Below are 25,296 nucleotides of genomic sequence, written 5' to 3' on the forward strand. Positions count from 1 at the left end.
AATTCTTCCTTCCTCAGACCAGCTGCCCGAAAACCACGATGGCACCGAGGATCACGACGCCGATCACCAGCGTGAGGCCGTAGGTGCGGGAATAGCCGTTCTGTGCTTTCCGCAACAGACCCGCCAAACCTCTCGCCCCGTATCCGGAACCACGGACGAGACCGTCGACCACGCCCTGGTCCGCGAGGCTCAGTGCGGTCGCAACTCCGCTCACGGGCCAGATCACCGCGTAGGTGTTGATGGCGTCCCCGTAGAGGTCGTTGCGGCCGATCAGCACCAGCGGGTTGCGGGTCCGCGGCGCCCGCTTCGGGATGAGGCCGCTGTGCAGCCACCAACCGAGCGCGACACCCAACGCCACGACGACCAGCGTGACCGCACCGATCCAGCTGAAGGCCAGCAGGCCGGTCTCGTGGGGATGCGACCCGGTGGCCGGTGCCAGCCAGCCCTGGATCCAGTTGTTCATCAAAAGACCTGCGCCCAGTGAGGCGATGGCCAGGATCACCAGCGGGACGGTCATCACGGCCGGGGATTCGTGCGGGTGCACGTCCTCCTCCCAGCGGCTGCGCCCCAGGAAGGTCATCATCATCAGGCGCGTCATGTAGTACGCGGTGATACCCGCTCCGATGAGCGCCAGGACACCCAGGACGATGTTGCGTTCGAAGGCGGCCTCGATGATGTGGTCCTTGGAGTAGTAGCCCGCGGTGAACGGGAAACCGATGATGGCCAGATACCCCATCGCAAAGGTCAGGAAGGTCCACCGCATCGCCCTGGCCAGGGCCCCGAAGTTGCGCATGTTCACGTCGTCGTTCATGCCGTGCATCACGGACCCGGCGCCGAGGAACATGTTCGCCTTGAAGAAGCCGTGGGTGATCAGGTGGAAGATCGCGAAGGCCGCACCCACCGGCCCGAGACCCGCGGCCAGCATCATGTAGCCGATCTGCGACATGGTGGAACCGGCCAGGACCTTCTTGATGTCGTCCTTGGCGGTGCCGATCCAGGCGCCGGCGAGCAGCGTCACGACACCCACGATCGCCACCGCGAGGGTCGCGGCCTCGCTGATCTCATAGATCGTGTGGCTGCGCACCACCAGGTAGACACCCGCCGTGACCATCGTGGCCGCGTGGATCAGGGCGGAGACCGGGGTGGGGCCCTCCATGGCGTCGAGCAGCCACGACTGCAACGGCACCTGCGCCGACTTGCCGCACGCCGCGAGCAGCAGCAGGAAACCGAGCAGCGTCGCGGTGGCGACGTCGGCCCGCGGCATGCCGGCGTTGACCTCGGAGAAGGCGGTGCTGCCGAACAGCGACAGCATCGTGAAAATGGCCATCGACATTCCCAGGTCACCGACGCGGTTGACGACGAACGCCTTGCGTCCCGCGGCAGCCGCGGAGGGTTTGTGCTGCCAGAAGGAGATCAGCAGGTAGGAGGCCAGGCCGACGCCCTCCCAGCCGAGGAACAGCACCAGGTAGCTGTCGGCCAGCACCAGCGTGAGCATCGCCGCGATGAACAGGTTCAGGTAGGCGAAGAACCTGCGGCGCCGCTCGTCGTGGGCCATGTAGCCGATCGAGTAGATGTGGATCAGCGATCCGACGCCGGTGATGAGCAACACGAACAGGATCGACAACTGGTCGATCAACATCCCGAAGCTGAGGTTCCAGGACCCGGTGTTGATCCAGTCGTAGAGGTGAACGGTGACGGCCCGCTGCCCCTCGTTAGCTCCCAGCATCGAACTGAACAGCAGCACCCCGATGGTGAACGAGGCCAGACAGCATGCGGTCGCCAGCCAGTGACCCCACGAGTCGGAGAAACGCCCGAGGACCAGCAGCAACGCCGCCCCGGCCAAGGGAATCACGATCAGGAGCCAGGCGAGGCTGAACAGCCCCGTTGCGGGTACCGTCGCCATGGTTTCCAACAACAGCACGACAGCCTCCTCAGAACTTCAGCAGGTTCGCGTCGTCGACGGAGGCCGAGCGACGGGCGCGATAGACGGCGACGATGATGGCCAGGCCGACCACGACCTCGGCGGCGGCCACCACCATGACGAAGAAAGACGCCACCTGACCGTCGAGTTTGCCGTGCTGGCGGGCGAAGGTCACGAACACCAGGTTCGCGGCGTTGAGCATCAGCTCCACGCTCATGAAGGCGATGATCGCGTTGCGGCGCAGCAGGAATCCGAGTGCGCCGACGGCAAACAGCAGCGCCGCCAGCACCAGGTAGGCTTCGGTGCTCACTTGGCCTCTCCTTCCAGTTCAGCGGCAACCTTCTCGATCTCACCGAAGGTGGTGGTCGTCGGGTTGCGCAGGTCGTCGACCGCCACCACCGCGCCACGGGTGGTCAGGGCGTGGCTCACCGACTTCTCGGCGACGGTGCCGTCGGGAAGCAGCGCGGGCGCGTGAATGGCGTTGGAACGGGCGTAGACGCCGGAGTTCGGGTCCGGACCCGGGTGCACGCCACCGACCGCGTAGCGTTCGACACGGGCCTCCATGTGCTCGGCCTGGTGCCTCGGCTTGCGGAGCCGGTCGCCGTGGGCCAGCACCATGGCACCCACCGCCGCGGTGATCAGCAGCGCCGAGGTGGCCTCCAGCAGCACCACGTAGCGGGAGAACAGCAGCGCCGCCACGCCCTGGGCGTTGCCGCCCTGGGCCTCGTTGGCCCGCGTCAGCCCCACCGGGCCACCGGCGAAGACCACCTGCCCGACGGCGAACACCAGCAGACCTGCCAGGCCGAGCACCGCCAGGATGCCCGCCACCCGCTGGCCCTTGAGGGTCTCCACCACGGAGTCGCGGCTGTCAACGCCAATCAGCATCACCACGAACAGGAACAGCATCAAAATGGCGCCCGTGTAGACGATGATCTGCACCACGAACAGGAACGGGGCGTCCTGGGCGGCGTAGAGGACCGCGAGCCCCACCATCACTCCAGCCATGCAGAGGGCCGAGTGAACGGGTTTGCGAGCGACGACGATGCCGATGGCGAGCAGCACCATGATCGGCGCGCACACCACGAAGGCGACGACCTCACCCGTCAGCGGGGGAAGGGGAATCATTTCACCGCTCCTTGTTCGGGTGCCGTTCGGGTGTCGGGCTGGCCGGTGGGCGGCAGCCCCAGGAAGTAGGCCTTCTCGTTGTCGCCGAGGCGACGCGGATGCGGTGGCTGCTCCATACCCGCCACCAGCGGTGCCAGGAGATCCTGCTTCTCGTAGATCAGTTTCCCGCGGGTCTTGTCGGCGAGCTTGAACTCGTTGGTCATGGTCAGCGCGCGCGTGGGGCAGGCCTCGATGCACATCCCGCAGAAGATGCAGCGCAGGTAGTTGATCTGGTAGACGTGCCCGAACCGCTCCCCCGGCGAGAACCGCTGCTCGTCGGTGTTGTCGGCGCCCTCGACGTAGATGGCGTCGGCGGGGCAGGCCCAAGCGCACAACTCACAGCCGACGCATTTCTCCAGGCCATCGGGCCAGCGGTTGAGCTGATGCCGGCCGTGGAAGCGCGGCAACGTCACCTTCTCCTTGCCCTTCTGCGGGTAGCCCTGCGTGAAGGTCTTGCGGAAGATGGTGTGGAGGGTGATGCCGAATCCGGCCCACGGATCGAAGATTCCCATTACTTCTCCTCGTTCTCGGTCGGCGCAATGATTTCGGACCGGATCACCCCCGCCAGCTCGGGCAGCACCTGCCCGGGCCTGGGCGGCACCGGATAGCCGCCCGCGAAGGCGTCGAAGGGCTCGTTCGGATCCACCGGAGGCACCCGTTCGGGTTCCTTCTTCCTCGGCGCGAAAGCCACCAGGATCGCAACGAGCGCGACGGCCAGCGCGAGGGTGTAGCGCGGCGCGAACGCGATCATCACGATCCACAGCAGGGAGATCGGGATCAGCCGCTTCCACCCCAGGTCCATGAACTGGTCGTAGCGGAACCGGGGCAGGGTGCCGCGCAGCCACACGAACACGGAGAACAGCAGCTGCACTTTGATGACGAACCAGATCGGGCCGAACCACGTGTTGTTGAGGGGCTCGATGAGGTTGAGCGGCCAGAAGGGCAGGTAGCCGCCCAGGAACAGGGTCGTGCACACCGCGGAGACCGTCGCCATGTTGATGTACTCCGCCAGGAAGAACATGGCGTAGCGGAAACCGGAGTACTCGGTCAGGTAGCCGGAGACCAGCTCGGACTCGCACTCGGGCAGGTCGAAGGGAGCACGGTTGGTCTCACCCACCATCGCGATGCCGTAGATCACGAACGACGGCGCCAGCAGCAGCGCGTACCAGCCCATCATCCCGATGTTCGCCTCGCCCTCCACGAACGGCAACCGGAAGATGATCGGCGTGCGCTGCGCCTCGACGATGCCGTAGGTGGACATGGTGCCCGCCTGCAGGAACACCCCGACGATGGACAGCCCCATCGCGATCTCGTAGGAGATCATCTGCGCTGAGCTGCGCATCGAACCCAGGAAGGCATAGGTGGAACTCGACGCCCACCCCGCCAGCACGATGCCGTAGATGCCGATGGATGCGATGGCCAGCACGAACAGCACCGCCACCGGCAGGTCGGTGACCTGGAGGCGGGTGGAGACCCCGAAGATCTCCACCTGGCCGCCGAACGGGATCACCGTCCAGGTGGTGAAGGCCGCCATGCCGGTGAGGATCGGGGCCAGGTTGAACACCCACTTGTCGGTGTGCTTCGGCCGGAAATCCTCCTTGACGAGCAGTTTCATGCCGTCGGCGAGCGCCTGGCCCAAACCGAAGGGTCCGTTCATGATCGGTCCGAGACGGTGCTGCATCTTGCCGACGAGACGCCGCTCGTACCAGACGTTGAAGATGGTCCACACCAGCAGGATCACGAACAGGGCGAGGACCTTGATGGCGATGAGCCACCACGGATCCTGGAAGAACACGTTCATTCCTGATCTCCTTCATCGCTGGAGGCGGGCGCCACGGTCACGATGGAACCGGGCACCACGCCGAGACGGCCGGGTTCCCCGGGGTTCATCGGCACCCACACCACACCGTCGACCATCTCCGTGAGCTGGACGGGCAACAACTGCGAGGACCCTGGGGCCTCGATGCGGCACAGCTCGCCGATCCCGAACGCCGCGGCCGTCGCCGGCGACATCCGGGCGACGGCGGGCCGAGCGGTCCTGCGCAGCGCGATCTCGAAGTCGATGCCGCTGGTGGCGTCGAGGGCCTCCCGCCAGGAGGCGACCACGACACCGCCCTGGGTCACACCGGCGTCGAGTTTGCGCGGGACGGCGACCCGCTCGCCCTCCCACTCACCGAGTTCCTGGAAATCCGCCCAGGCGGCCGCGGAGGTGCGGAACCCGAGATCGGCCCCCATGGCGTCGGCCAGGGCCGCGAGGATCCGCAGATCGCTCATGGGATGCCTGGTTCCCTCGTTGACCAGGGCGACAGGCCGGATGCGCTGCTCCCAGTTCAGGAAGTGCCCGGCCTGTTCCTCCATCAGGCAGGCGGGGAAGACCACGTCGGCCACCTCGGTAACGGCGTTGGCGCGGGTGGAGACGTGCACCACAAAACTCTTGCGCAGCGCGTGCAGGGCGGAGTCGGCCTCCGGCATGTCGTAGGGATCGACACCCGCCACCAGGAACGCCTTGAGGTAGCCCTCCTGCGCCGAGGCGAACTGCTCGGCGGCGCTCAGGCCGGGTTCGGTGGGCAGCGTACCCACCCCCCAGGCCGCGGCCATGTCGACCCGGGCCTCCGCCGAGGAGACGGGGCGGCCGCCCGGCAGCAGACCCGGCAGGCAGCCCGTCGCGATGGCCCCCATGTCGCCCGCGCGGCGCGGCATCCACGCCAGACGCGCCCCGCTGCGGATCGCCTTGGAGGAAACCTCGGACAGCAGACCCGGCTGGCAGGCGGCTCGCTCACCGACGAGGATGATGGTGCCCTCCCCCAGGTCCATGGCCTCGAGGGTCTGCGCCTCGGCTCCGGGTGCCACGGGAATCAGCGTCGCGGAGAGTTTCTGCGTTCCCCGGGACGCGAACGGCGCGAGCGTGGTGACCTTGAGGCCGTGCTTGCGCACCGCCTTGCGCAGCCGCAGGAAAACCACGGAGGTCTCGTCCTCGGGTTCGTAGCTGACCAGCACCACGTGCTTGGCGGCCTCGAGATCCGCGTAGGTGACGTCCATTCCCCGTCCCGCGACGCGGGAGGCCAGGAACTCGGCCTCCTCCTCGGATGCGGCCCGGGAACGGAAGTCGATGTTGTTGGTGCCGAGCACGGTGCGCGCGAACCGCGAGTAGGCGTAGGCGTTCTCGACGGTCAGCCGGCCGCCCGGCAGCACACCGACCGCGGTTCCCGCGGCCTTCAACCCGGCGACGGCGGCGTCGATGGCCTCGGGCCAGCTCGCGACCTGCAGGACCCCGTTGCGCCTGACCAGCGGCCGGGTCAGGCGGTCCTCGCCGCGTCCCGAAACGAAACCGAAACGCCCCTTGTCACAGAGCCATTCCTCGTTCACCTCGGGGGCATCGCCCGCCTGATGGCGCTTGACCTGGTGGTGCCGGTGGTCGGCGCGGATCTCGCAGCCGCCCGCGCAGTGGTCGCAGGAGGTGGTGGTCGACTTCAGGTCGAAGGGCCGCGCCTGGAAGCGGTAGGCCGCCGAGGTGAGCGCGCCCACCGGGCAGATCTGCACCACGTTGCCGGAGAAGTACGAGTCGTAGGGGTCCTGCTCGTAGAACCCGACCTGCTGCAGCGCGCCGCGTTCCACCAGCGCGATGAACGGGTCGCCGGAGATCTGCTCCGAGAACCGGGTGCAGCGGGCGCACAGCACGCAGCGTTCGCGGTCGAGGAGGATCTGCGCGGAGACGTTGACCGGCTTCGGGTAGGTGCGTTTCACCCCGCCGTAACGCGACTCGCCGTACCCGTTGCTGAGCGCCTGGTTCTGCAGGGGGCACTCGCCGCCCTTGTCGCAGATGGGGCAGTCGAGCGGGTGGTTGATCAGCAGCAGCTCCAGGATGCCCTCCTGGGCGCGTTTCGCCACGGGCGAGCTGACCTGGGTGCGCACCACCATGCCCTCGGCAACCGGCATGGTGCAGGAGGCCTGGGGTTTGGGGAAACCGCGACCGTTGCCAGCGTCGGGGATCTCGACCAGGCACTGCCGGCAGGCCCCGACGGGGTCGAGCAGCGGATGGTCGCAGAACCGGGGAATGGCGGTGCCGATCATCTCGGCGGCCCGGATGATGAGGGTTCCCTTCGGGACGCTGACCGGGACGTCGTCGATGGTGAGGGTGACGAGATCCGGTTTCGGCGCCACCTTGGCTGCGGTGTCGGTTGGCTGGCTCACCGGAGACCTCCTTCCGTGGCGAACAACGCGCTGCGTTCGTAGGGGAAAAGTTCCCAGGCGGGCGTGTGGTAGCCCTGCTCGAACTCGGAGCGGAAGCGGCGCACCGCGCTGGTCACGCAGGCGACGGCGCCGTCGGCCAGGGCGCAGAACGAGCGGCCGCCGATGCTGGTGCAGACGTCGAGGAGCTTGTCCACGTCGCCCTCCTCGGCGGTGCCGGCCTCGAACTTCATCAGCAGCTGCACCAGCCACCACGACCCCTCACGGCACGGGGTGCACTTGCCGCACGACTCGTGCTTGTAGAACTCCACCCACCGCAGGGTGGTGCGCACCACGGACGTGGTCTCGTCGAAGACCTGGAGCGCCTTGGTGCCGAGCATCGTGCCCGCCGAGGCCATGCCCTCGTAGTCGAGGGGGATGTCGAGGTGTTCGGGGGTAAGTATCGGGGTGGAGGAACCCCCCGGGGTGAAGAACTTCAGCTCGTGACCCGCGCGGATACCGCCGGAGAGCTCCAGCAGCTGCCGCAGCGTGATGCCCATGGGGGCCTCGAACTGCCCCGGCCGGGCGACGTGCCCGGACAGCGAGTAGATCGTCATGCCCTTCGATTTCTCCGTGCCCATCGCCTGGAACCAGGCGGCCCCGTTGTTGACGATCGAGGGCACCGAGGAGATGGACTCCACGTTGTTGATGACCGTCGGGGAGGCGTACAGGCCCGCGACGGCCGGGAACGGGGGACGCAGCCTCGGCTGGCCGCGCCTGCCCTCCAGGGAGTCGAGCAGCGCGGTTTCCTCACCGCAGATGTAGGCCCCGGCCCCGGCGTGGACGATCACGTCGAGGTCGTAGCCGGATCCCAGCACGTTCCTTCCCGCGTAGCCTGCCCGGTAGGCCTCCTTGACGGCCTGCTGGAGCCGCCGGATCACGTGCAGCACCTCACCGCGGCAGTAGATGAACGCCTGGTGGGAACCGATGGCGTAGGAGGCGATCAGCACGCCCTCGACGAGGGTGTGGGGGGAGGCCATCAGCAGCGGCATGTCCTTGCAGGTGCCGGGCTCCGATTCGTCGGCGTTGACCACGAGGTACTTCGGGTTGGGGTTGTCCTGGGGCACGAAGCTCCACTTCATGCCCGTCGGGAAACCAGCGCCACCCCGGCCGCGCAGACCCGCGTCCTTGACCAGGGCGATCACCTCGGCCTGGGTCATGCCGAGCAGCGCTTTGCGCAGCGCCCGGTATCCTCCCGCGGCCTCGTAGCGCGAAAGTTTCCAGGACTTGTCCTGGCCCCACTGGTCACTGAGGACCGGGGCGAGCAGGTCGCTCACTTCGTCTCCTCCTCGGGTGCGGCCGGCAGATTGTCGGGATCGGGGGCGCTCCAGCCCCTTTCGGCGGCGATCCGCCTGCCGAGGGTGGATGCGTGCCCGGCGGAGGGACCCTCGTCGGCGCGCCCGTCGGGGAACCCGGCGAGCACCCGTTCGGCCTTCTTCCAGGACGTGATGGTGGCCCCGCGCGGGGAAACCACCTCATCGTCGTTCATGAGCGCGTCGATCAGTTCGTCGAGCTTCTCCGGGGTCATGTCGTCGAAGAACTCCCAGTTGACCATCGCCACGGGCGCGTAGTCGCAGGCGGCGTTGCATTCCAGGCGTTCCAGCGAGACCCGTCCGCACGGGGTGGTCTGGCCCTCGTCGATGCCCAGCCGCTGCTTGGCCCGCTCCAGGAGGATGTCGCCGCCCATGACCGCGCACAGGGCCGTGGTGCACACCCCCAGGTGGTGGTGCCCGGCGGGCCTGCGCTTGAACATGGTGTAGAAGGTGGCCACCCCGGAGACCTGGGCCGTGGTGATCCCGAGGATCTCGGCGCACAGCTCGATGCCGCGCGGGCTGATGCGGCCGTCGTAGGACTGCACCAGGTGCAGCATCGGCAGCAGCGCGGAACGCGGGTGCGGGTAACGCCCCGCCAGTTCGTTCAACTCGGCGATCGCGGTCTCGTCGAGGTTGGTGGACTGGTCCGAGTAGTCCACCGAACCGGAATCGGGGAAATCGCTGACAAAATGACCGCTCATCGGTCCACACCTCCAAGAACGGGGTCGATGCTGGCCACGGCCACCACGACGTCGGAAATCATCCCGCCCTCGCACATCAGCGGCACGGACTGCAGATGGTTGAACCCTGGGTCGCGGAAGTGGGCGCGGTAGGGGCGGGTGCCGCCGTCGGAGACCAAGGTGCAGCCCAGCTCGCCCTTGGGCGATTCGACGGCCTGGTAGACCTGCCCGACGGGCACCTTGAATCCCTCGGTGACGATCTTGAAGTGATGGATGAGGGCCTCCATCGACTCGCCCATGATGTGTTTGACGTGTTCGTGGCTGTTGCCCTGCCCGTCGGGCCCGATGGCCAGCGACGCCGGCCAGGCGATCTTCGCGTCGCCCACCATGACGGGCTGGCCCTGGGTGCGTTCGAGGCGCTCCAGGCACTGCTCCACGATCCTCAGCGACTGCCAGGTCTCCTCCAGGCGGATGCGGAACCGCCCGTAGGCATCCTGGGTGTCCCAGGTGACCACGTCGAAGTCGTAGGTTTCGTAGCCGCAGTAGGGCTGCGCCCGGCGCAGGTCCCACTCGTAGCCGGTGGAGCGCAGGATCGGGCCGGTGACGCCCATCATCATGCAGGCGGTGAGATCCATCTTCGCGAGGTTCTGCATGCGCAGCTTGAAGATCGGGTTCTCGTTGCAGAAGGTCGCGTACTCGGGCAGGTGTTTCCTCAGCCAGGCAATGACTGTGCGCAGGTGTTCCAGGCCGCCGTCCTGCAGGTCGTTGGCCACCCCGCCGGGACGGATGTAGGCGTGGTTCATGCGCAGGCCGGTCAGCCCCTCCAGGAAGTCGAGGATCATCTCGCGTTCACGGAAGGCGATGGTCATCACCGTCAGGGCGCCGATCTCCATGCCGCCCGTGCCCATCGCCACCAGGTGGGAGGCGATGCGGTTCAGTTCCATCACCAGCACCCGCAGCACGGAGGCGCGCTCCGGGACGTCGTCGGTGATGCCGAGCAGTTTCTCGACGGCCAGGCAGTAGACGGCCTCGTTGAACAGCGGCGCGACGTAGTCCATGCGGGTGCAGAACGCCACCCCCTGGGTCCACGTCTTGAACTCCATGTTCTTCTCGATGCCGGTGTGCAGGAACCCGATGGCGGGCCGGATGTGGGTGACGGTCTCGCCGTCCATTTCCAGGATGAGACGGAGCACCCCGTGGGTGGAGGGGTGCTGCGGCCCCATGTTGACCACGATCGTCTCGTCCCCGCGTTCGGCCTGCTCCGCGGCGATCTGTTCCCAGTCGCCTCCCTGCGCCAGGTAGACCCGGTCGGCCTCGGGTTCGCCGGTGGCGGCGAAGATGTCGTTGCTCATCAGTTGTACGTCCTCCGGTGATCGGGGGCGGGCACTGTGGCGCCCTTGTACTGGATGTCGATGCCGCCCAGCGGATAGTCCTTGCGCTGCGGGTGCCCGACCCAGTCGTCGGGCATGAGGATGCGGGTCAGCGACGGGTGGCCGTAGAACAGGATCCCGAACATGTCCCAGGTCTCGCGTTCGTGCCAGTCGGCCATCGGGTAGGTGGCCACCACCGACGGAACGTGGGGGTCGTCGTCGGGGGCCGTCACCTCGAGGCGGACGCGACGGTTGTGGGTGATCGAGAGCAGGTGGTAGACCACGTGCAGTTCCGCGCCGGTCTGCTGCGGGTAGTGCACCCCGCTGACGGACACGCAGATCTCGAAACGCAGGTGGGCGTCGTCGCGGAAGGCCTTCACGGTCTCGCGGAGGTGTTCGCGGGGCACGAAGATGGTCAGCTCGCCGCGGTCGAACAGCACCAGGCCACCGGTCAGGGCGGGCACGAGCTGCCTGGCGCGGGCGACGATGGTGTCGAAGGGCTCCCCGAAGGGCCCCTCGGTCCGGCCGGGCATGGAGAGTTGCCGCTGGATGCGGCCGTATCCGGAGGTGTCGCCGGAGCCGCGGCTCCACATGCCCACCTTCGTCTCGAAAACCGGCGCCTGGGGCGTGTTCTGCTGCGGGGTGATCTCGCCGGGGGTCTCGGTCATCGCATGAGTCCCTTCAGCTCGTGGGTCGCGGGCGCGGTCAGGGCGGCCTCCTCACGGGCCGCGATGGCGGCGGCCTCGTTCGGGCCGATCGGACGCGAGGAAACTTCCTGGCGGAGCTTGAACATGGCGTCGATCAGCATGTCGGGGCGGGGCGGGCAGCCGGGCACGTAGATGTCGACGGGCACGATGTGATCGCAGCCCTGGACGATGGCGTAGTTGTTGAACATGCCACCCGAGGACGCGCAGGCGCCCATCGAGATCACCCATTTGGGGTTCGGCATCTGGTCGTAGACCTGCCGCACGATGGGTGCCATTTTCTGCGACAACCGCCCGGAGACGATCATCAGGTCGGCCTGGCGCGGCGAGGCGCGGAAAACCTCCTGCCCCCAGCGCGCCGAGTCGAATCGGGGGGTGGCGTAGGCCATCATCTCAATGGCGCAGCAGGCCAGGCCCATGGTCACGGGCCAGAACGACGCCTTGCGCACCCAGCCGAAGATCCCCTCGACCGTGGTGAGCAGGATCCCGGAGGGAAGTTTCTCCTCGATACCCATCTGTGGTCCTCCTGTTCAGTCCCAGTCCAGGCCGCCGCGGCGTTTGACGTAGAAGTAGGCCACCAGCACCGTCACGATGAAGCTGATGATGGCGATGACCCCGAAGAGCCCGAGCTGGTGGTAGGTGACGGCCCACGGGTAGAGGAAGACGATCTCGATGTCGAAGACGATGAACAGCATCGCGATCACGTAGTACTTCACGGGGAACCGTCCCCCGCCGACGGGCTGCGGGGTGGGTTGGATGCCGCACTCGTAGGAGTCGTACTTGGCGCGGTTCTTGCGACCGGGCCCGATGAGGACGCTCAGGGTCATGGACACGGCCACGAACACCGTGGCCAGCACCACCATCCCGACGATTGGAATGTAGAGGTTCACTGCGCTTCCTTCCCTTCCACCTGTCTGCTCACGCCGCCGGCGCCACCCGGCACAGGGCATTGATGACGCGATCCATGGCATCCCCGCCGTGGCTGTCGGTCAGATTCGCCAGCAGCTTCATGACGAAACGCATCAGGGTCTTGCGGGGCAGCCCGTAGGTGGTGCACAGGTGCATCACACGCGGGTCGCCGATCAGTTTCACGAAGATGGTTCCCAGCCGGTAGTAGCCGCCGAGGCGGGCCTTCAGCTGGGTGCGGTAGCCGTGCAGGGCGCGTTCGGCGGACTCGGTGCCGACCCCGCGGGCGTGTGCCTGGGCGATGGCGTCGGCGGCCAGTTCCGCGGACTCCATGGCGTAGGCGATCCCCTCGCCGTTGAACGGGTTGACCATGCCGCCCGAGTCGCCGACCAGCAGCAGGCCGCGGCCGTAGACGGGCTGCCGGTTGAAGGCCATCGGGAGCGCCGCCCCCTGGATCTTCCCGAGCCGGTTCTCCTCCCGGAAACCCCACTCCCCGGGGGTGTTTGCGAGCCAGCGTTTCATCAGCTCCCGGTAATCGGTTTTCTGGAAGGACCTGGAGGTGTTGAGGACGCCGAGACCGACGTTGCAGGTGCCGTCGCCCATCCCGAAGATCCAGCCGTAGCCGGGCATCAGGGTGGATTCGCGGGGTTTGCCGTCCCAGAGTTCCAGCCACGACTCGAGGTAGTCGTCGTCGCTGCGCGGGGAACGGTAGTAGGCGCGGTAGGCCACCCCCATCGGGCGGTCGGAACGCTTGTTCAGGCCCATGGAAACCGACAGGCGCGAGGAGTTGCCGTCGGCGGCCACCACCAGCGGAGCGCGGTACTCGTCGCCGTCGCGGGTCCTCACCCCGACGATGCGGCCGGTGCGGTCGTCCAGGACCGCTTCGGTCACGTTGGCCCCCTGGACCAGTTCGGCCCCGCAACCGACGGCGTGCCTGGCCATCAGGTCGTCGAAGTCGGCGCGTTTTCGCACCAGTCCGTAGGAGGGGAAGTCGGCCAGTTTCGGCCAGTCCAGCTGGAAGGGTTCAACCCGCCCGCCGTAGACACGCAACCCCTTGTTGTGAAGCCATCCGGCCTTCTCGGAGGTGTCGATGCCGAGGCGCACCAAGGCCCGGGTGGTGCGCGGGGTGAACCCGTCTCCGCACACCTTCTCACGCGGGAAATGGCTCTTCTCCAGCAGCAGGACGCCCACTCCCCGCCGTGCCAGATTTGCCGCTGCCGCGGATCCGCCGGGGCCCGCACCGACGACGATGACGTCGGCTTCCGCCTTTGGCATTCGACTCTCCTCGTCTTGCATATCAGGAAACCGGTTCGCCTCGCTTTGAACCGGACTTCAGGCCTCAGTCTATGGGGTGGGACACCCTTCTCACCAACCACCCGGAGATGCCGCGCAAATCCCGTCTGACTAGGGACGATGCACTGTTTTTTAACAACGTAAAGCGTTCGTTATTCGCAACTATCCGACTCGATGTCCCAATCTCGACGATTGACCCGTCTGGCCTCCGTGAGCCCGCCTCAGCTATCGTTCCCCGGGTGAGCCTTGACTTCGCGACGAAACGGTTGCGCGCAACGACCGTGGCCATCGACGATCCGGGGGATCTCGCGCACTTCCTCACCCCCGAGCGGGCCACCGCGTTCCTGAGGAGGGGCGAGGGATTCGTCACGCTGGGCGAGGTGGCCCGCTTCGAGACCGACTCTCCCGACGCCGCCGATGTGTGGTGGAGCGAGGTCAGTGCCCACATAGACCACGACTCGGAGCTGCCAGGGGCCTGGGGAACCGGTCCCCTGGCAGTCGGTTCCTTCGCCTTCGACCCGGATCGTTCCCGCGTCCGCTCGGTGCTGATCGTCCCCGAAACCATCATCGGCAGGCGCAGCGGGCAGGCCTGGATGACCAGGATCAGCGAGGGCCGTCTCAGCCTGGACCTGCCGGCCATGGGCGAGCCCGTCGCGCCCCCCGAGAACGTCCGGCTGACCCCCGACGGCCTGTCCGGCCCGGACTGGGTGGACATCGTCGCCGAAGCCGTGGAGCGCATCCGCGCCCACGAGATCAGCAAGGTGGTGCTGGCCCGCTCCCTGCGGGCCGTCACCGACGGCCCCATCGACCCGCGCCACGTGCTGCGCAGGCTCCTGCGGGCCTACCCGATGGCCTGGAACTACCTGGTCGACGGCATGGTCGGCGCCACCCCGGAACTGCTGGTCCGCCGCGACCGCACCCTGATCACGTCCCGCGTCCTGGCGGGCACCGTCTCCCTGGACCCCGGGCACACCGATCCCCTCCGCCGAGCCGAGCAGCTCGCCGGTTCCGGCAAGGACATAGCCGAGCACGAGTTCGCCGTCGCCTCCGTCGCCGAGGCCCTGGAACCCTACTGCGCGGCCATGAACGTGCCCGAGGCCCCCTCCGTGCTGACCCTCCCCAACGTCATGCACCTGGCCACCGACATCACCGGCGTGGTGGAACCCGACATCAGTTCCCTGGCACTGGCGGGCGCGCTGCACCCGTCGGCGGCCGTCTGCGGCACGCCCACCTTCTTCGCCGGGGAGGTCATCGCGGAGCTGGAATCCATGGACCGGGGACGCTACGCCGGCCCCGTCGGATGGGTGGACTCCGACGGCGACGGCGAGTGGGCCATCGCCCTGCGCGGCGGGTTCGTCAACCCCGCCCACCCCGAGGAGATCCGCCTGTTCGCGGGCGCCGGGATCGTCGCGGACTCGGATCCGCAGGCGGAACTGGCCGAGACCGAGGCCAAGTTCAAGCCCATGCTCCAGGCCCTCGGCCTGGCCTGATCCCTTCACCCCACACGACCCGCCCGCCCCACACTCATCCGCCTGCCTTGCAGTCAGCCGCCTGCGCTGTAGCGCAGGCGAACGGACGTAAGGCAAGCATTTCCAACAGAAAGGCAAGCGGACCGCGGAAGGAACGACACGGCCCGAATCATTCGAATCGAGGCGAGCCTTTCCTTGCCCCTCTTCCCTCGCAAGGAGTTTCTCCAGACACCCCGAACAACTGCCTCAGAGCATTTCGCAAGCCCTCGATTTTCGAAACACAAAAGGCCACTAAAGCCAAGGAAATACGCGTCGATTTTGTGTATTTACCCAAGTCAGCAAAGGTTTCTCTTGCTTGCGGGGGGTTGGGAACGGACGTAACGTATTTCTCGTCAGATGCACCACAGACGAAAGGTCCTAGAAATGCCCACCACTGCTCCCATCAAGTCCTGCAGCACCACCACCTGCGCTTTCAACAACAAGGGCTGCACCGCCTTCGCGATCACCGTCGACGGCACCTCGGCCTGCACCACTTTCATCACCCTCGACGCCCGCGGTGGCCTGCCCACCGCCGATGGCCGCGTCGGCGCCTGCCAGCGTCTCGAATGCGCCCACAACAAGGACCTGCTCTGCAGCGCCTCCGGCGTCACCGTGGTTGACGGCGTCTGCACCTCCTACGAGGCCCGCTGACCCCCTGAACGGCCCACAGGGCCACCACGTCTGAAAGCAAAAAGGCTCAGGCCCCGCATCGAGCGGGGCCTGAGTGGTTCTCGGGGCCAGCCGTCAGATGCACCGCTGGGGGTGCACCGGTCCCGAGTCATCGACGAGGCGCGCCACCTGCGCCGTCAACGCCGACAGCGTCGAGGGAGGCGCCTCGAAACCTGCGAAGACCGTTGCGGTCTCGTGTTCCCCCACGTGCATCAACGTGATCCCGGAACGATCAACGTCTATGCAGAAAACCTTGTCGAGCACGTGCCCGCACAGCCCGGGCGCGCTCGGACGGAGGCTGGCCTGTCCCGGGATCCTGCCCTCGATCACGGCCCGGCACACTTGACGGAGGGCCGGGCATCCCCACGATGCCACGACGTCGTGCGCCTCGAAGTCATCGCACCAGGCCTTGGTCCCCTCCGCCCTGGCATCCGCGAGGTCCTCCCACGGGATCGGGGTGACCCCGCCGTGGTCGTGCACCAGGATCCGGTCCGTGACCACCAGCCCGACCCGGGTTCCACTGATCCGCGCCAGTTCCGCGATCCGCTCGGGAAGCTGGTCCTCGGCGAGCAGGCGGGCCACGGCCGCGTTCGGCAGCAGGACGAGCTCTCCCAGCAGGTGAGCGGAGGCCGCTATGACCGAGAGCATCACGTCGTGGCTGTGACGAACCAGGTCCATCCGCACCACGGTCCCGACCCCTGCGGGCAGGGTGGACAGCATGCAGTCCTCATCGGGCCTGACCGCCACCACGATGTCCCCCTGGGCGGTCAGCCCGTGGGCGACGAAATCGTACTGGCTGCCGATCCGCCAGGCGACCAGGGTGCAGGCCGCCCCTCCCTCCAGCATCCGTCCCGCCAGGGAGCGCGTGCGCTCAAGACACAAGTCCTGGGAAACCTCCGGTGAAGTGGCCATCCGCGCCCGCCTTCCAGCTTGATTAACGTCAGCCTAGCGCACCGAAAACTGTGAAGGAATGCCTGCCCTCCTGTGAGTGCCGCGGGATCAGCGTTTCCGCTGCACCCTCACCTTCTGGCCGCCCCCGCCGCGGCCGGAGCGCCCGGACCTCTGCTCCGCCAGCAAGCGCTGCTGTTCCTCGCGTTCGTCCATCAGGGCCTGCTGGTCGAATCCGGAGCGCAGGACCAGCCAGGTGATCGTCGCGATGACCAGCGAGATCCAGGAGGGCCAGCCGAGGACGAGAGGCAGGGTGATCAGCGCGACGATGTCGACGCCTCGGATGAAGGAGAACATCATGCCCGGCGGCATGGCCCCGATCCCGACCGAGACCATGGGGCCGCCGTAGTTCGGGGGTTTCGCGCACACCCAGCGGAAGGCCGCCAGCAGACCACCCAGCGCGGTGATGAGGGATGTCGAGAACCCGGCGACCAGATCCAGCTCACCGCCGTCGAAAACCCCACCGAAGGCGGGCGTCGCCGCGGCCGCCCAGAGCAGCGCCAGCAGGGCGGGCACCGCCATGGCGGCCTGCCTGACCTCGCCCGGGGAGAACGGGAAGCAGCGCTGGAGACCCTTGGTGCGGGTCAGCACCCGCAGGGTGTTGCAGAAACCGATCAGGGCGGTCATCAGCACCAGGGCGGAGATCGAAGGGTTCAGCACCTCGATGCCGAGCGCGTGGACGGCGTAGGGCACGGCCATCGAGACCAGCCAGAACACCAACGGCCTGGGGGCACGCCACAACCGCTGCAGATCGCGCAGGACGATCGCCCACACGCCACTGCCCGACCCTCGGGTCGGGCGGACGTGTCCCCGGCGCCGGGCCTGATCATCGACCAGGATGTCGCGGACCAGGGCGAAGTCGAGGGCGAACGCGGCGCCCTGCATGCCCGCGAGCAGCGACGAGCCCGCGGTGAGCCGCTGGCGGCGCATGTGGCGCAGCCGGAGCCAGGCGGGCACGACGGAGACCAGCCCCAGCAGCAGGCCACCGCCCGCCACCACCCAGGCGAAATCGACGCTCAGCGCGGCCACGAGACCAACCGGCGCCATCTTGGCGGAGATCGCTACCAGGACGAGCAGGGCGGCGAAGGCGATGATCCCGATCAGCCACAACAGCGCGGTGATGACCCAGCGCCGTTCCGCACCCTGCTCGGCGGCCGCGAAAGCCACCAGCCCGAAGCATCCGAGACCGGATGCCAACCCCCAGGTGAGAATCTCCGCGGCGCCGCTGCCGACGAGGGCCGCCACGAGCGCACCGAGTCCCGCGCCGAGAACCAGGGCCACGATCACCGAGGCGACGAGGCGTCCGGCGAGCACCCTGCGCCGGTCGACGTTGCCGTCCATGATCCAGAAACCCTCGGCGGCCGAGGCCACGACGGGACCGAACATGCGCGCCGCCACGAGGGCCATGGCCAGGAAACCAGCGACTGCGGCCCAGGGCAGCAGGCCCCGCGCAGCCAGGCAGGACTCGGCCGAGCAGCCCGCCACGCTGTGCTGGGCCTGCATGATGGAACTGATCACCATGGCCCCGATCAGGACGAGCGCGAAGACCATCACGTAGGCGTCCTGCATGGCCTGCAGGAGGTTACGGTCCGCCCTGCCGCGCCGCCAGTCGCGCACGAGGAGACGGAGCTGTTTCTCATCGACTTCCCCGATGGCCCCGAACCGTTCGTCGCTCATCGGCGCTCCCCCAGCCTCACCTCGCGGGCGCCGATGGCGGCCAGCAGGCTGGGTTCGTGACTGGCCAGCACGATCGCCAGGCCGTCCTGCAGCTCTGCCTTGAGGCGGGTCCCCAGCCATTCGACGCCCTCGACGTCGAGCCGCTGCTCCGGTTCGTCGAGGACCAGCAGGCGCCGGGGCCTGACGAAAGCGGTGGCCAGCGCCAGGCGCCGCCGCTGACCGGATGACAGCGTCGAGGGCAGCTGCCCGGCCTGGGGAACGAGCTGCACCTCATCGAGGATCTCGTCCACCAGATCGTCGGGGTCGGCGATTCCGTGGGCCCGCGCCAGCAGGTCGAGGTGCTCCACGACGGACAGGTCGGGGAAGAAGTCGAGATCGTCAATGACCGTGGCGACGTTACGGCGAATCTCCGGGCTGGTTTCCTTCATCTTCACGCCCAGCACCTCGACGGTGCCCTCGTCCGGGCGATCGGCCCCTACCAGGCACCGCAGCACCGTCGACTTGCCCGCGCCGTTGCGGCCCGTGAGCGCGACGGCCTCCCCCGCGGCCACCTTGAGGTCGAAACCCTCCACGATGGTCACGGGCCCGTAGGCCTTCTTCAGTTTTTCAACCTTGAGAACGATGTCCTTCTTCGCCACGGCGACCATTGTTGCGCATCCCGGTCGGGCGGAGGGGAGCCCCGCAGCAGTATGCGACATCTCAGACCCCCACTGTCCCCATTTGCCCTTTTTGTGTAGGATGCAGGAAATTACCAACGGAGGTAGCCCGTATGAGCGGAATCGCCCGCGTCCAGCCCGAAGCCACACTGCATCCCGGCAAGCTCGAACTGCTCGCCCAATGGCTTCCCGACCAGTGGTGGTTCGACGGGGACCCCTCGGACCTGGAGATCGTCGCCAAGTTCCGGTTCGTCGATCCCGACGACGTGGTGGGGCTCGACTGCATGCTGGTGCGTTCCACGGACGCCATCTACCACATCCCAGTCACGTGGCGGCCCCATCCGCTGGACGGCGGCGCACTGATCGGGACCCTCCAGCACTCGGAGCTGGGCACCCGGTACTGCTACGACGCCCAGACCGACCCGGTCTACCTGGATGAGCTGGTGCGGGTGATCCGGGAGAAGGACTCGGATGCCGACATCGTGGAGGCCGGGAAGGACACGCCATGCCCGAAGAACATCAAGGTCTTCGGCAGCGGCCTGGTGGCCGGGGAGACATCCGGGTACCCGCACGTGGTGCACAAACTCAACCGCGCCCCGATAAACGACGTCGTCGGCCAGCTGATGGGCCAGTGGCGTCACCGCGGCATCGACCGCGTTGACCTGCTGGCGGTTCTGCACTGAGAACTGTCGGGGCCGGGCGCTAAGGTGTGCGCATGCACCAGACCCGAGCCGACCTCGACAAGAAACGCGCCGAGGTCTCGGCCATGTTCGACGGTGTCGCCGAACGCTACGACCTGCTGAACTCGCTGCTGTCGCTGGGCAGGGACCGCGGCTGGCGCCGGGAGACCGTGGCCGCCGTAGCCGCCCGCCCGGGGGAACGCGTCCTGGACCTGGCCGCCGGCACCGGCACGTCGTCGCTGCCCTTCCTGGAGGCGGGTGCGCACGTCTTCCCCACCGACCTTTCAATGGGCATGCTGAGAGTCGGCAAACAGCAGCAGCCGAGGTTGTCCTTCGTGCGCGGAGACGCCCTGGCCCTGCCCTTCGCCGATTCGGTCTTCGACGCCGTGACCATCAGCTACGGCCTGCGCAACGTGGAGGACACCGCCGCCGCGCTGCGAGAGATGCTGAGGGTGACCCGCCCGGGCGGGCGCCTGGTGATCGCGGAGTTCTCCACCCCGGTGAACCGGGCGCTGCGGTTCGCCTACGCGCAGGGCGCGCTGCGGGTGCTGCCCGTGGCCGCAAGGGTTTCGAGCAACCCCGTCGCCTACGGCTACCTGGCCGAGTCGATCCTCGCCTGGCCCGCGCAGAAGGAGCTGGCGGACCTGATCGCGGACTGCGGCTGGCGGAGCGTCGAGTGGAAGAACCTGACTGGCGGCATAGTGGCTCTGCACCGGGCTTGGAAATGACTTTTCTACTGGACCCCTACGCGGCGCGAAGCTGCCCCGTCAAGACCTTCAACGCCTTCGATCCCGGCACCCCGAAACCCGAGAAACCCCTGGACGAGTCGCTGCTGGAGGCGTTCTCGGGCGGCTCGGAGTTCCGCGAGTCCATGCTGGAGGCTCTCTGCCGCGCCGATGACGTGGTCGACCTGCACGACGAGGGACACAACCCCGCAAAGACCCTGGCCGCGATGGAGACCGGGGCGCCCGTGATCGTCGGAGGCTGCCTGCCGGTGGACGTGACGGGGCACCGCACCGGGTGTCCCGACGCCCTGGTGCGCGGCGACGACCGACCCGGTGGGCGTCCCGGCTACTGGCCGTTGCGCGTCAAGCCCTACCGGTTGCTGGAGAAACAGCACAACGCCAAGGAGTTGCGCGCCTCCGCCATCGGCTCCCCCACCACCTTGGAGCCGCTCCCGGGGTTCCGGTTCCGCTCCTACCGGCAGGGGGTGCTGCTGGAGTTGGCCCACCACTGGCGGCTGCTCCAGGCGTGCGGCCGCGCGGCCACCACCCCCGTCGCGGGGGTGATCGGCTTCGACGACCACCGCAAGGGGATGATCGTCTGGGTGCCCCTGGAACTGCGGTTCCTGCGCACCTTCTCCCGCACCTCCGCCAACGGGTACCGGCTCCGTTCGGCGCTGGAGCGCTACGACCACGAGCACGGGTTCCGGGTGCACGTCGCCCAGCAGGCTATGGTCCGCGAACCCGACGATCCCCGCCCCCCGGCGGTACGCCCCATCCGGGTGCCGGAGTGCGAGTGGTGCGCCTGGTGGGAGACGTGCCGCCCCCGCATGGATGACGACGACATCTCCCTGCGCATTTCCAAGACCCCCCTCGACGTCCGTGAACTCCAGACCCTGATGGGGCTCGGCATCACGACGGTCTCGCAACTGGCCGACGCCGACGTCGAGGCCCTGCTGCCCGATTACCTGCCGCTCACCGCCCACCGCGACCGCTCGGAGGCCAGGCTGCGCACCGCCGCCCGGCGCGCCCGGATGCTGAAACGGGGAGTCGCCCTGGAGAAGGTGTCGGTGGACCCCATCGGGGTGCCCCGGGCGCCGGTGGAGGTGGATCTGGACATCGAGACCGACGACAGCGACCGCACCTACCTGTGGGGTGTCCTGCTGACCGACCGCGCCACCGGAAAACAGAAGTACCAGCACTTCAGCACCTTCAGCTACCTCTCCCCCAGCGGGGAACTGGATCTCGCCGCCGACTTCGCCCGCTGGCTGGTGCGGTTGGCGAGGAAACATCCCGGCCTGCTCGTCTACCACTACTCCGACTACGAGGTGGTGCACCTGCGCCGCATGGCCCAGCGCAGCGGACATCCCGACCTGCTGGCCGCCTGCGACCTCGTCAAGGAGCATTTCGTGGACCTGTTCCAGCTGGTCCGCGACAATTTCGTGGCAGTGGACGGCCTGGGATTGAAAGTGGTCGCGGCCAAGGGGGCGGGTTTCTCGTGGCGCGACGAGGAACCGGGAGGGTTGAACTCGCAGACCTGGTTCGCCACCGCCGTCGACGGCGGCAACGCCGCGGAGCGAAAGGCCGCGCGCAGGCGCGTGCTGGAGTACAACGAGGACGACGTCCGGGCCACCTGGCACGTCAGGGAGTGGATGGAGCGACTCGACTCCCAGTCCGACGAGGACGCACAGGCCACCTGACAGGCAGCACCGTGCGCTCCGCCAACCGGTCGGCGGCGGCTATGAGGCCACGGCCTTCCCGCCTCCCGGGGTGGGCGACCGGAGGGGTCAGCCGGTGGCGGATCTCAGGTCGTCCAGGATGGACTGGACCGTGGCCTTGGCGTCGCCGAAGCACATCACCGAGTTCTCGTTGAAGAACAGCGGGTTCTGCACGCCCGCGTACCCGGCGCTCATGGAGCGTTTGAAGATCACCACCTGGGCCGCCTCCCACACCTTGAGCACGGGCATGCCGGAGATCGGGGAACCGGGTTCGTTCGCGGCCGGGTTGACCGTGTCGTTGGCCCCGATCACCAGCACCACGTCGGTGTCGGTGAAGTCGTCGTTGATCTCGTCCATCTCCAGGACGATGTCGTAGGGCACCTTCGCCTCGGCCAGCAGCACGTTCATGTGCCCGGGCAGCCTGCCCGCCACTGGGTGGATGGCGAACCTCACGTTGATGCCGCGTTCCCGCAGCCGCGCGGTCAGTTCCGCGACGGGGTACTGGGCCTGGGCCACGGCCATCCCGTATCCGGGCGCGACCACGACGGAACGGGCCCCGGTCAGCATCTTCGCCACATCCGAGGTGGTCACCTCCCGGTGTTCACCCATCTCGCCGCTGTCCGCCACGGGGGCGTCACCGAAACCACCGAGGATCACGGAGACGAAGGAACGGTTCATGGCCCGGCACATGATGTAGGACAGGATCGCGCCGGAGGCTCCGACCAGGGCGCCCGTGATGATGAGGATGGTCTGGTCCAGCATGAATCCGCTGAAGGCCGCCGCCCAGCCGGAGTAGGAGTTCAGCATCGAGATCACCACCGGCATGTCGGCGCCGCCGATGGCCGCCACCAGGTGGCAGCCCAGCGCCAGCGAGATCAGGGTCACCAGCAGCAGCGGGATCAGCGACAGCGTCGCGACGTACCAGCAGCCGAACCCGGCTACTGCGACCAGCGCCGCCAGGTTGAGCCAGTTCCTGCCGGGCAGCGTCAGCGGTTTCGATGCGATGCGACCGTTGAGCTTGCCCCAAGCCACCAGCGAACCGGTGAGGGTGACCGCACCGATGAAGATCCCGAGCACCACCTCGACGGCGTGCAGCACGTCGGTGTGGGTGGCCGAAAGGTGCACGTTGAAACCCACGAGCACCGCGGCTGCCCCGACGAAGCTGTGGAGCAGGGCGATGAGCTCCGGCATCCCGGTCATCTCCACCCTGCGGGCCTTCCATGCGCCGATGACCGCGCCGATGGCGATCGCCCCGTACAGCAGGGCAGCGGATGTCCAGTCGAAGCCCCTCCCGTCAACGGGCTGGGCGATGGCGTAGTTGGTTGCCACCAAGGCGAGGACCATGCCGAGAATGCCGAACGCGTTGCCCTTCTTCGCGGTCTCGTGTTTGCTGAGACCGGCCAGGGCGAGGATGAACATCAGGCCTGCGGCGATGTAGGTGGCGTTGACGAGGTTGGTCAGCACGGCTCAGCCCTTCCGGAACATGTTCAGCATGCGGTGGGTCACCGTGAACCCGCCGAAGACGTTGATGGATGCGATCAGCACCGCCACGAAGGCGATGATCTTCACGACCCAGTTGTCGCTGGGCAGCTGCGTCATGGCACCGACCACGATGATGCCGCTGACGGCGTTGGTGACGCTCATCAACGGGGTGTGGAGGGCGTGGGTGACGTTCCAGACCACGTAGTAGCCGACGACGATGGCCAGCACGAAAACGGCCATCAGGCCCACCAGCGGCGACGGGGCGAGGGTCAGCAGCGCGATCAACGCCACCGACCCGGCCCCGACCCAGGCCACCTGGTGCCACCAGGGACGCGGGGGTTTCGCAGGCGTGGCGGGCGTCGATGGCCTGGCCGTGGTGGCCGGTGCGGGCGCCGCGGAGACCTTGATCTCCGGGGGCGGGAAGGTCACCTCCCCGTCGCGGACGATGGTCATGTTGCGCACCACCTCGTCGTCGAAGTCGATGACGAGGTTCCCGTCCTTGCCGGGGGTCATGAGTTTGAGGGCGTTGACGAGGTTGGTGCCGTAGAGCTGCGACGACTGCCCGGGCAGCCGGGAGGACAGGTCGGTGTAGCCGATGATGGTCACCCCGTTTTCGGTGACGTAGCTCTCGCCGGGCCGGGTGAGTTCGCAGTTTCCGCCGCCGATGGCCGCCATGTCGACGATCACCGAACCCGGTTTCATGGATTCCACCATCTCGGCGGTGATCAGCCTGGGTGAGGGTTTCCCGGGGATGGCCGCGGTGGTGATGATGATGTCCACCTCGCGCGCCTGGGCGGCGTACAACTCGGCTGCGCGCGCCGCGTAGTCGGCGCCCACCTCCTTGGCGTAGCCGTCGGAGCTGACCCCCTGGTCGGCCTGGCCGACGTGCAGGAAGGTGGCCCCCATGGAGGTGACCTGCTCCGCGGTCTCGGGCCGCACGTCGGTCGCCCGCACGACGGCACCCAGCGAGCTGGCGGCGCCGATGGCTGCGAGCCCAGCCACGCCGGTACCGATCACGAACACGGTGGCTGGGGGCACCTTGCCGGCCGCGGTCACCTGGCCGGTGAAGAACCGCCCGAAGGCGTGGGCGGCCTCGACGACGGCCCGGTAACCGGAGATGTTGGCCAGGGAGCTGAGGGCGTCGAGGGCCTGGGCGCGGGAGGTGCGCGGCACCATGTCCATGCTGAGCGCGTTGACGCCCTGGGCGGCGATCCTCCTGGTCAGACTCGGATCCTGCCTGGGTGCCAGGAAGGAAATCAGCGTGGCTCCCGGATGCATGTCCAGCAGCTGCGTATCCGAAGGCGCCCCGACCGCGAGCACGATGTCACGGTCCCAGGCGTTGTCGACGATCACCCCACCAACCTCACGGTAGGCGTCGTCACTGAATGAGGCCCCAAGGCCGGCTCCCGACTCCACGAAAACGTGGTAGCCGAGTTTCCGCAACTGGGCAACGGTTTTTGGAGTTGCCGCGACACGCGTGTCGCCGATCTCCCGTGGTACACCAACGTCCATGGGATCACGCTACCGTCCCACGGTCGTTTCGCACACCCGGGGTTTGAATGGCACCGTGTCCGGAAATGGAACGGGGGCGGCCGGCGAAACCGCCGACCACCCCAACGTCTGGACCGGACCGGGAACGCCTCTCGGCGAAAGGCCGC

The 25,296-nt window shown here is 67.7% G+C and carries 23 protein-coding genes; 5 read left to right on the forward strand and 18 right to left on the reverse strand.

What is annotated here, in order from left to right:
• Nucleotides 1–13 precede the first annotated feature (13 nt).
• Genes nuoL through EL272_RS11490 form a run of 13 tightly spaced genes read right to left on the reverse strand, consistent with a single transcriptional unit; the run spans nucleotide 14 to nucleotide 13,560 of the window.
• Complete coding sequence (nuoL, locus tag EL272_RS11430; RefSeq protein WP_041697741.1) at nucleotides 14–1,903, reverse strand: NADH-quinone oxidoreductase subunit L; 1,890 nt, start codon at nucleotides 1,901–1,903, stop codon at nucleotides 14–16.
• Nucleotides 1,904–1,931: 28 nt separating this feature from the next.
• Entirely contained in the window at nucleotides 1,932–2,231 is a 300-nt protein-coding gene (gene nuoK / locus EL272_RS11435; RefSeq protein WP_014847365.1) for an NADH-quinone oxidoreductase subunit NuoK, read from the reverse strand.
• A complete protein-coding gene (locus EL272_RS11440; RefSeq protein ID WP_014847366.1) occupies nucleotides 2,228–3,046 on the reverse strand; it encodes an NADH-quinone oxidoreductase subunit J in 819 nt (272 codons plus the stop codon). The genes nuoK and EL272_RS11440 overlap by 4 nt, the downstream gene beginning before the upstream one ends.
• Nucleotides 3,043–3,597: an NADH-quinone oxidoreductase subunit NuoI gene (nuoI, locus tag EL272_RS11445; protein ID WP_014847367.1), complete on the reverse strand. Its 555-nt coding sequence runs from the start codon at nucleotides 3,595–3,597 to the stop codon at nucleotides 3,043–3,045. The genes EL272_RS11440 and nuoI overlap by 4 nt, the downstream gene beginning before the upstream one ends.
• Nucleotides 3,597–4,886: an NADH-quinone oxidoreductase subunit NuoH gene (gene nuoH, locus EL272_RS11450; RefSeq protein WP_014847368.1), complete on the reverse strand. Its 1,290-nt coding sequence runs from the start codon at nucleotides 4,884–4,886 to the stop codon at nucleotides 3,597–3,599. The genes nuoI and nuoH overlap by 1 nt, the downstream gene beginning before the upstream one ends.
• Entirely contained in the window at nucleotides 4,883–7,276 is a 2,394-nt protein-coding gene (locus EL272_RS11455; RefSeq protein WP_014847369.1) for an NADH-quinone oxidoreductase subunit G, read from the reverse strand. The genes nuoH and EL272_RS11455 overlap by 4 nt, the downstream gene beginning before the upstream one ends.
• Nucleotides 7,273–8,589 carry an NADH-quinone oxidoreductase subunit NuoF gene (nuoF, locus tag EL272_RS11460; protein WP_014847370.1) on the reverse strand — a complete coding sequence of 439 codons (1,317 nt, stop codon included), beginning with the start codon at nucleotides 8,587–8,589 and terminating at the stop codon, nucleotides 7,273–7,275. Before nuoF ends, EL272_RS11455 begins: the two co-directional genes overlap by 4 nt.
• Nucleotides 8,586–9,326, reverse strand: a complete 741-nt coding sequence (nuoE, locus tag EL272_RS11465) for an NADH-quinone oxidoreductase subunit NuoE (protein ID WP_061787947.1) — start codon at nucleotides 9,324–9,326, stop codon at nucleotides 8,586–8,588. Before nuoE ends, nuoF begins: the two co-directional genes overlap by 4 nt.
• Complete coding sequence (locus tag EL272_RS11470; RefSeq protein WP_014847372.1) at nucleotides 9,323–10,657, reverse strand: NADH-quinone oxidoreductase subunit D; 1,335 nt, start codon at nucleotides 10,655–10,657, stop codon at nucleotides 9,323–9,325. Before EL272_RS11470 ends, nuoE begins: the two co-directional genes overlap by 4 nt.
• Entirely contained in the window at nucleotides 10,657–11,343 is a 687-nt protein-coding gene (locus EL272_RS11475; RefSeq protein ID WP_061787948.1) for an NADH-quinone oxidoreductase subunit C, read from the reverse strand. Before EL272_RS11475 ends, EL272_RS11470 begins: the two co-directional genes overlap by 1 nt.
• Nucleotides 11,340–11,894 (reverse strand): NuoB/complex I 20 kDa subunit family protein, encoded by a 555-nt coding sequence (locus EL272_RS11480; protein ID WP_014847374.1) that lies wholly within the window; start codon nucleotides 11,892–11,894, stop codon nucleotides 11,340–11,342. The genes EL272_RS11475 and EL272_RS11480 overlap by 4 nt, the downstream gene beginning before the upstream one ends.
• Nucleotides 11,895–11,909: 15 nt before the next feature.
• Complete coding sequence (locus EL272_RS11485; protein ID WP_051015034.1) at nucleotides 11,910–12,329, reverse strand: NADH-quinone oxidoreductase subunit A; 420 nt, start codon at nucleotides 12,327–12,329, stop codon at nucleotides 11,910–11,912.
• Complete coding sequence (locus EL272_RS11490) at nucleotides 12,298–13,560, reverse strand: geranylgeranyl reductase family protein (protein ID WP_061787949.1); 1,263 nt, start codon at nucleotides 13,558–13,560, stop codon at nucleotides 12,298–12,300. The genes EL272_RS11485 and EL272_RS11490 overlap by 32 nt, the downstream gene beginning before the upstream one ends.
• 257 nt (nucleotides 13,561–13,817) lie before the next feature.
• Between EL272_RS11490 and EL272_RS11495 the strand changes: the two genes are divergently transcribed.
• Nucleotides 13,818–15,068 carry an isochorismate synthase gene (locus EL272_RS11495; RefSeq protein WP_061787950.1) on the forward strand — a complete coding sequence of 417 codons (1,251 nt, stop codon included), beginning with the start codon at nucleotides 13,818–13,820 and terminating at the stop codon, nucleotides 15,066–15,068.
• A gap of 402 nt (nucleotides 15,069–15,470) precedes the next feature.
• Entirely contained in the window at nucleotides 15,471–15,737 is a 267-nt protein-coding gene (locus EL272_RS11500) for a DUF1540 domain-containing protein (protein ID WP_014847378.1), read from the forward strand.
• 93 nt (nucleotides 15,738–15,830) lie between these two features.
• On the opposite strand, the gene EL272_RS11505 is transcribed toward EL272_RS11500, so the two are convergent.
• The 3 genes from EL272_RS11505 to EL272_RS11515 form a co-directional block, all read right to left on the reverse strand.
• The gene (locus EL272_RS11505; RefSeq protein WP_014847379.1) at nucleotides 15,831–16,667 is read right to left on the reverse strand and encodes a hypothetical protein; all 837 of its coding nucleotides are present in this window, start codon (nucleotides 16,665–16,667) and stop codon (nucleotides 15,831–15,833) included.
• A gap of 87 nt (nucleotides 16,668–16,754) precedes the next feature.
• The gene (locus tag EL272_RS11510) at nucleotides 16,755–18,380 is read right to left on the reverse strand and encodes a DUF6297 family protein (protein WP_061787951.1); all 1,626 of its coding nucleotides are present in this window, start codon (nucleotides 18,378–18,380) and stop codon (nucleotides 16,755–16,757) included.
• Nucleotides 18,377–19,027, reverse strand: a complete 651-nt coding sequence (locus EL272_RS11515; protein ID WP_014847381.1) for an ABC transporter ATP-binding protein — start codon at nucleotides 19,025–19,027, stop codon at nucleotides 18,377–18,379. Before EL272_RS11515 ends, EL272_RS11510 begins: the two co-directional genes overlap by 4 nt.
• Nucleotides 19,028–19,149: 122 nt before the next feature.
• On the opposite strand from EL272_RS11515, the gene EL272_RS11520 reads away from it, so the two are divergent.
• The 3 genes from EL272_RS11520 to EL272_RS11530 are packed head-to-tail and all read left to right on the forward strand — an operon-like array spanning nucleotide 19,150 to nucleotide 22,138.
• Nucleotides 19,150–19,719 (forward strand): maltokinase N-terminal cap-like domain-containing protein, encoded by a 570-nt coding sequence (locus EL272_RS11520; RefSeq protein WP_014847382.1) that lies wholly within the window; start codon nucleotides 19,150–19,152, stop codon nucleotides 19,717–19,719.
• A gap of 32 nt (nucleotides 19,720–19,751) precedes the next feature.
• The gene (locus EL272_RS11525) at nucleotides 19,752–20,444 is read left to right on the forward strand and encodes a demethylmenaquinone methyltransferase (protein ID WP_014847383.1); all 693 of its coding nucleotides are present in this window, start codon (nucleotides 19,752–19,754) and stop codon (nucleotides 20,442–20,444) included.
• Nucleotides 20,441–22,138: a TM0106 family RecB-like putative nuclease gene (locus EL272_RS11530; RefSeq protein WP_061787952.1), complete on the forward strand. Its 1,698-nt coding sequence runs from the start codon at nucleotides 20,441–20,443 to the stop codon at nucleotides 22,136–22,138. Before EL272_RS11525 ends, EL272_RS11530 begins: the two co-directional genes overlap by 4 nt.
• 87 nt (nucleotides 22,139–22,225) lie before the next feature.
• Here EL272_RS11530 and pntB read toward each other — a convergent pair whose 3' ends face one another.
• Together pntB and EL272_RS11540 are read right to left on the reverse strand one after the other, a co-directional pair.
• Nucleotides 22,226–23,620, reverse strand: a complete 1,395-nt coding sequence (pntB, locus tag EL272_RS11535) for a Re/Si-specific NAD(P)(+) transhydrogenase subunit beta (RefSeq protein ID WP_061787953.1) — start codon at nucleotides 23,618–23,620, stop codon at nucleotides 22,226–22,228.
• Nucleotides 23,621–23,623: 3 nt separating this feature from the next.
• Nucleotides 23,624–25,150: a Re/Si-specific NAD(P)(+) transhydrogenase subunit alpha gene (locus EL272_RS11540; RefSeq protein ID WP_014847386.1), complete on the reverse strand. Its 1,527-nt coding sequence runs from the start codon at nucleotides 25,148–25,150 to the stop codon at nucleotides 23,624–23,626.
• Nucleotides 25,151–25,296: the final 146 nt, after the last annotated feature.

The sequence above is a fragment of the Arachnia propionica genome (assembly GCF_900637725.1).
In the GTDB taxonomy this organism is placed as follows: Bacteria; Actinomycetota; Actinomycetes; order Propionibacteriales; family Propionibacteriaceae; genus Arachnia; species Arachnia propionica.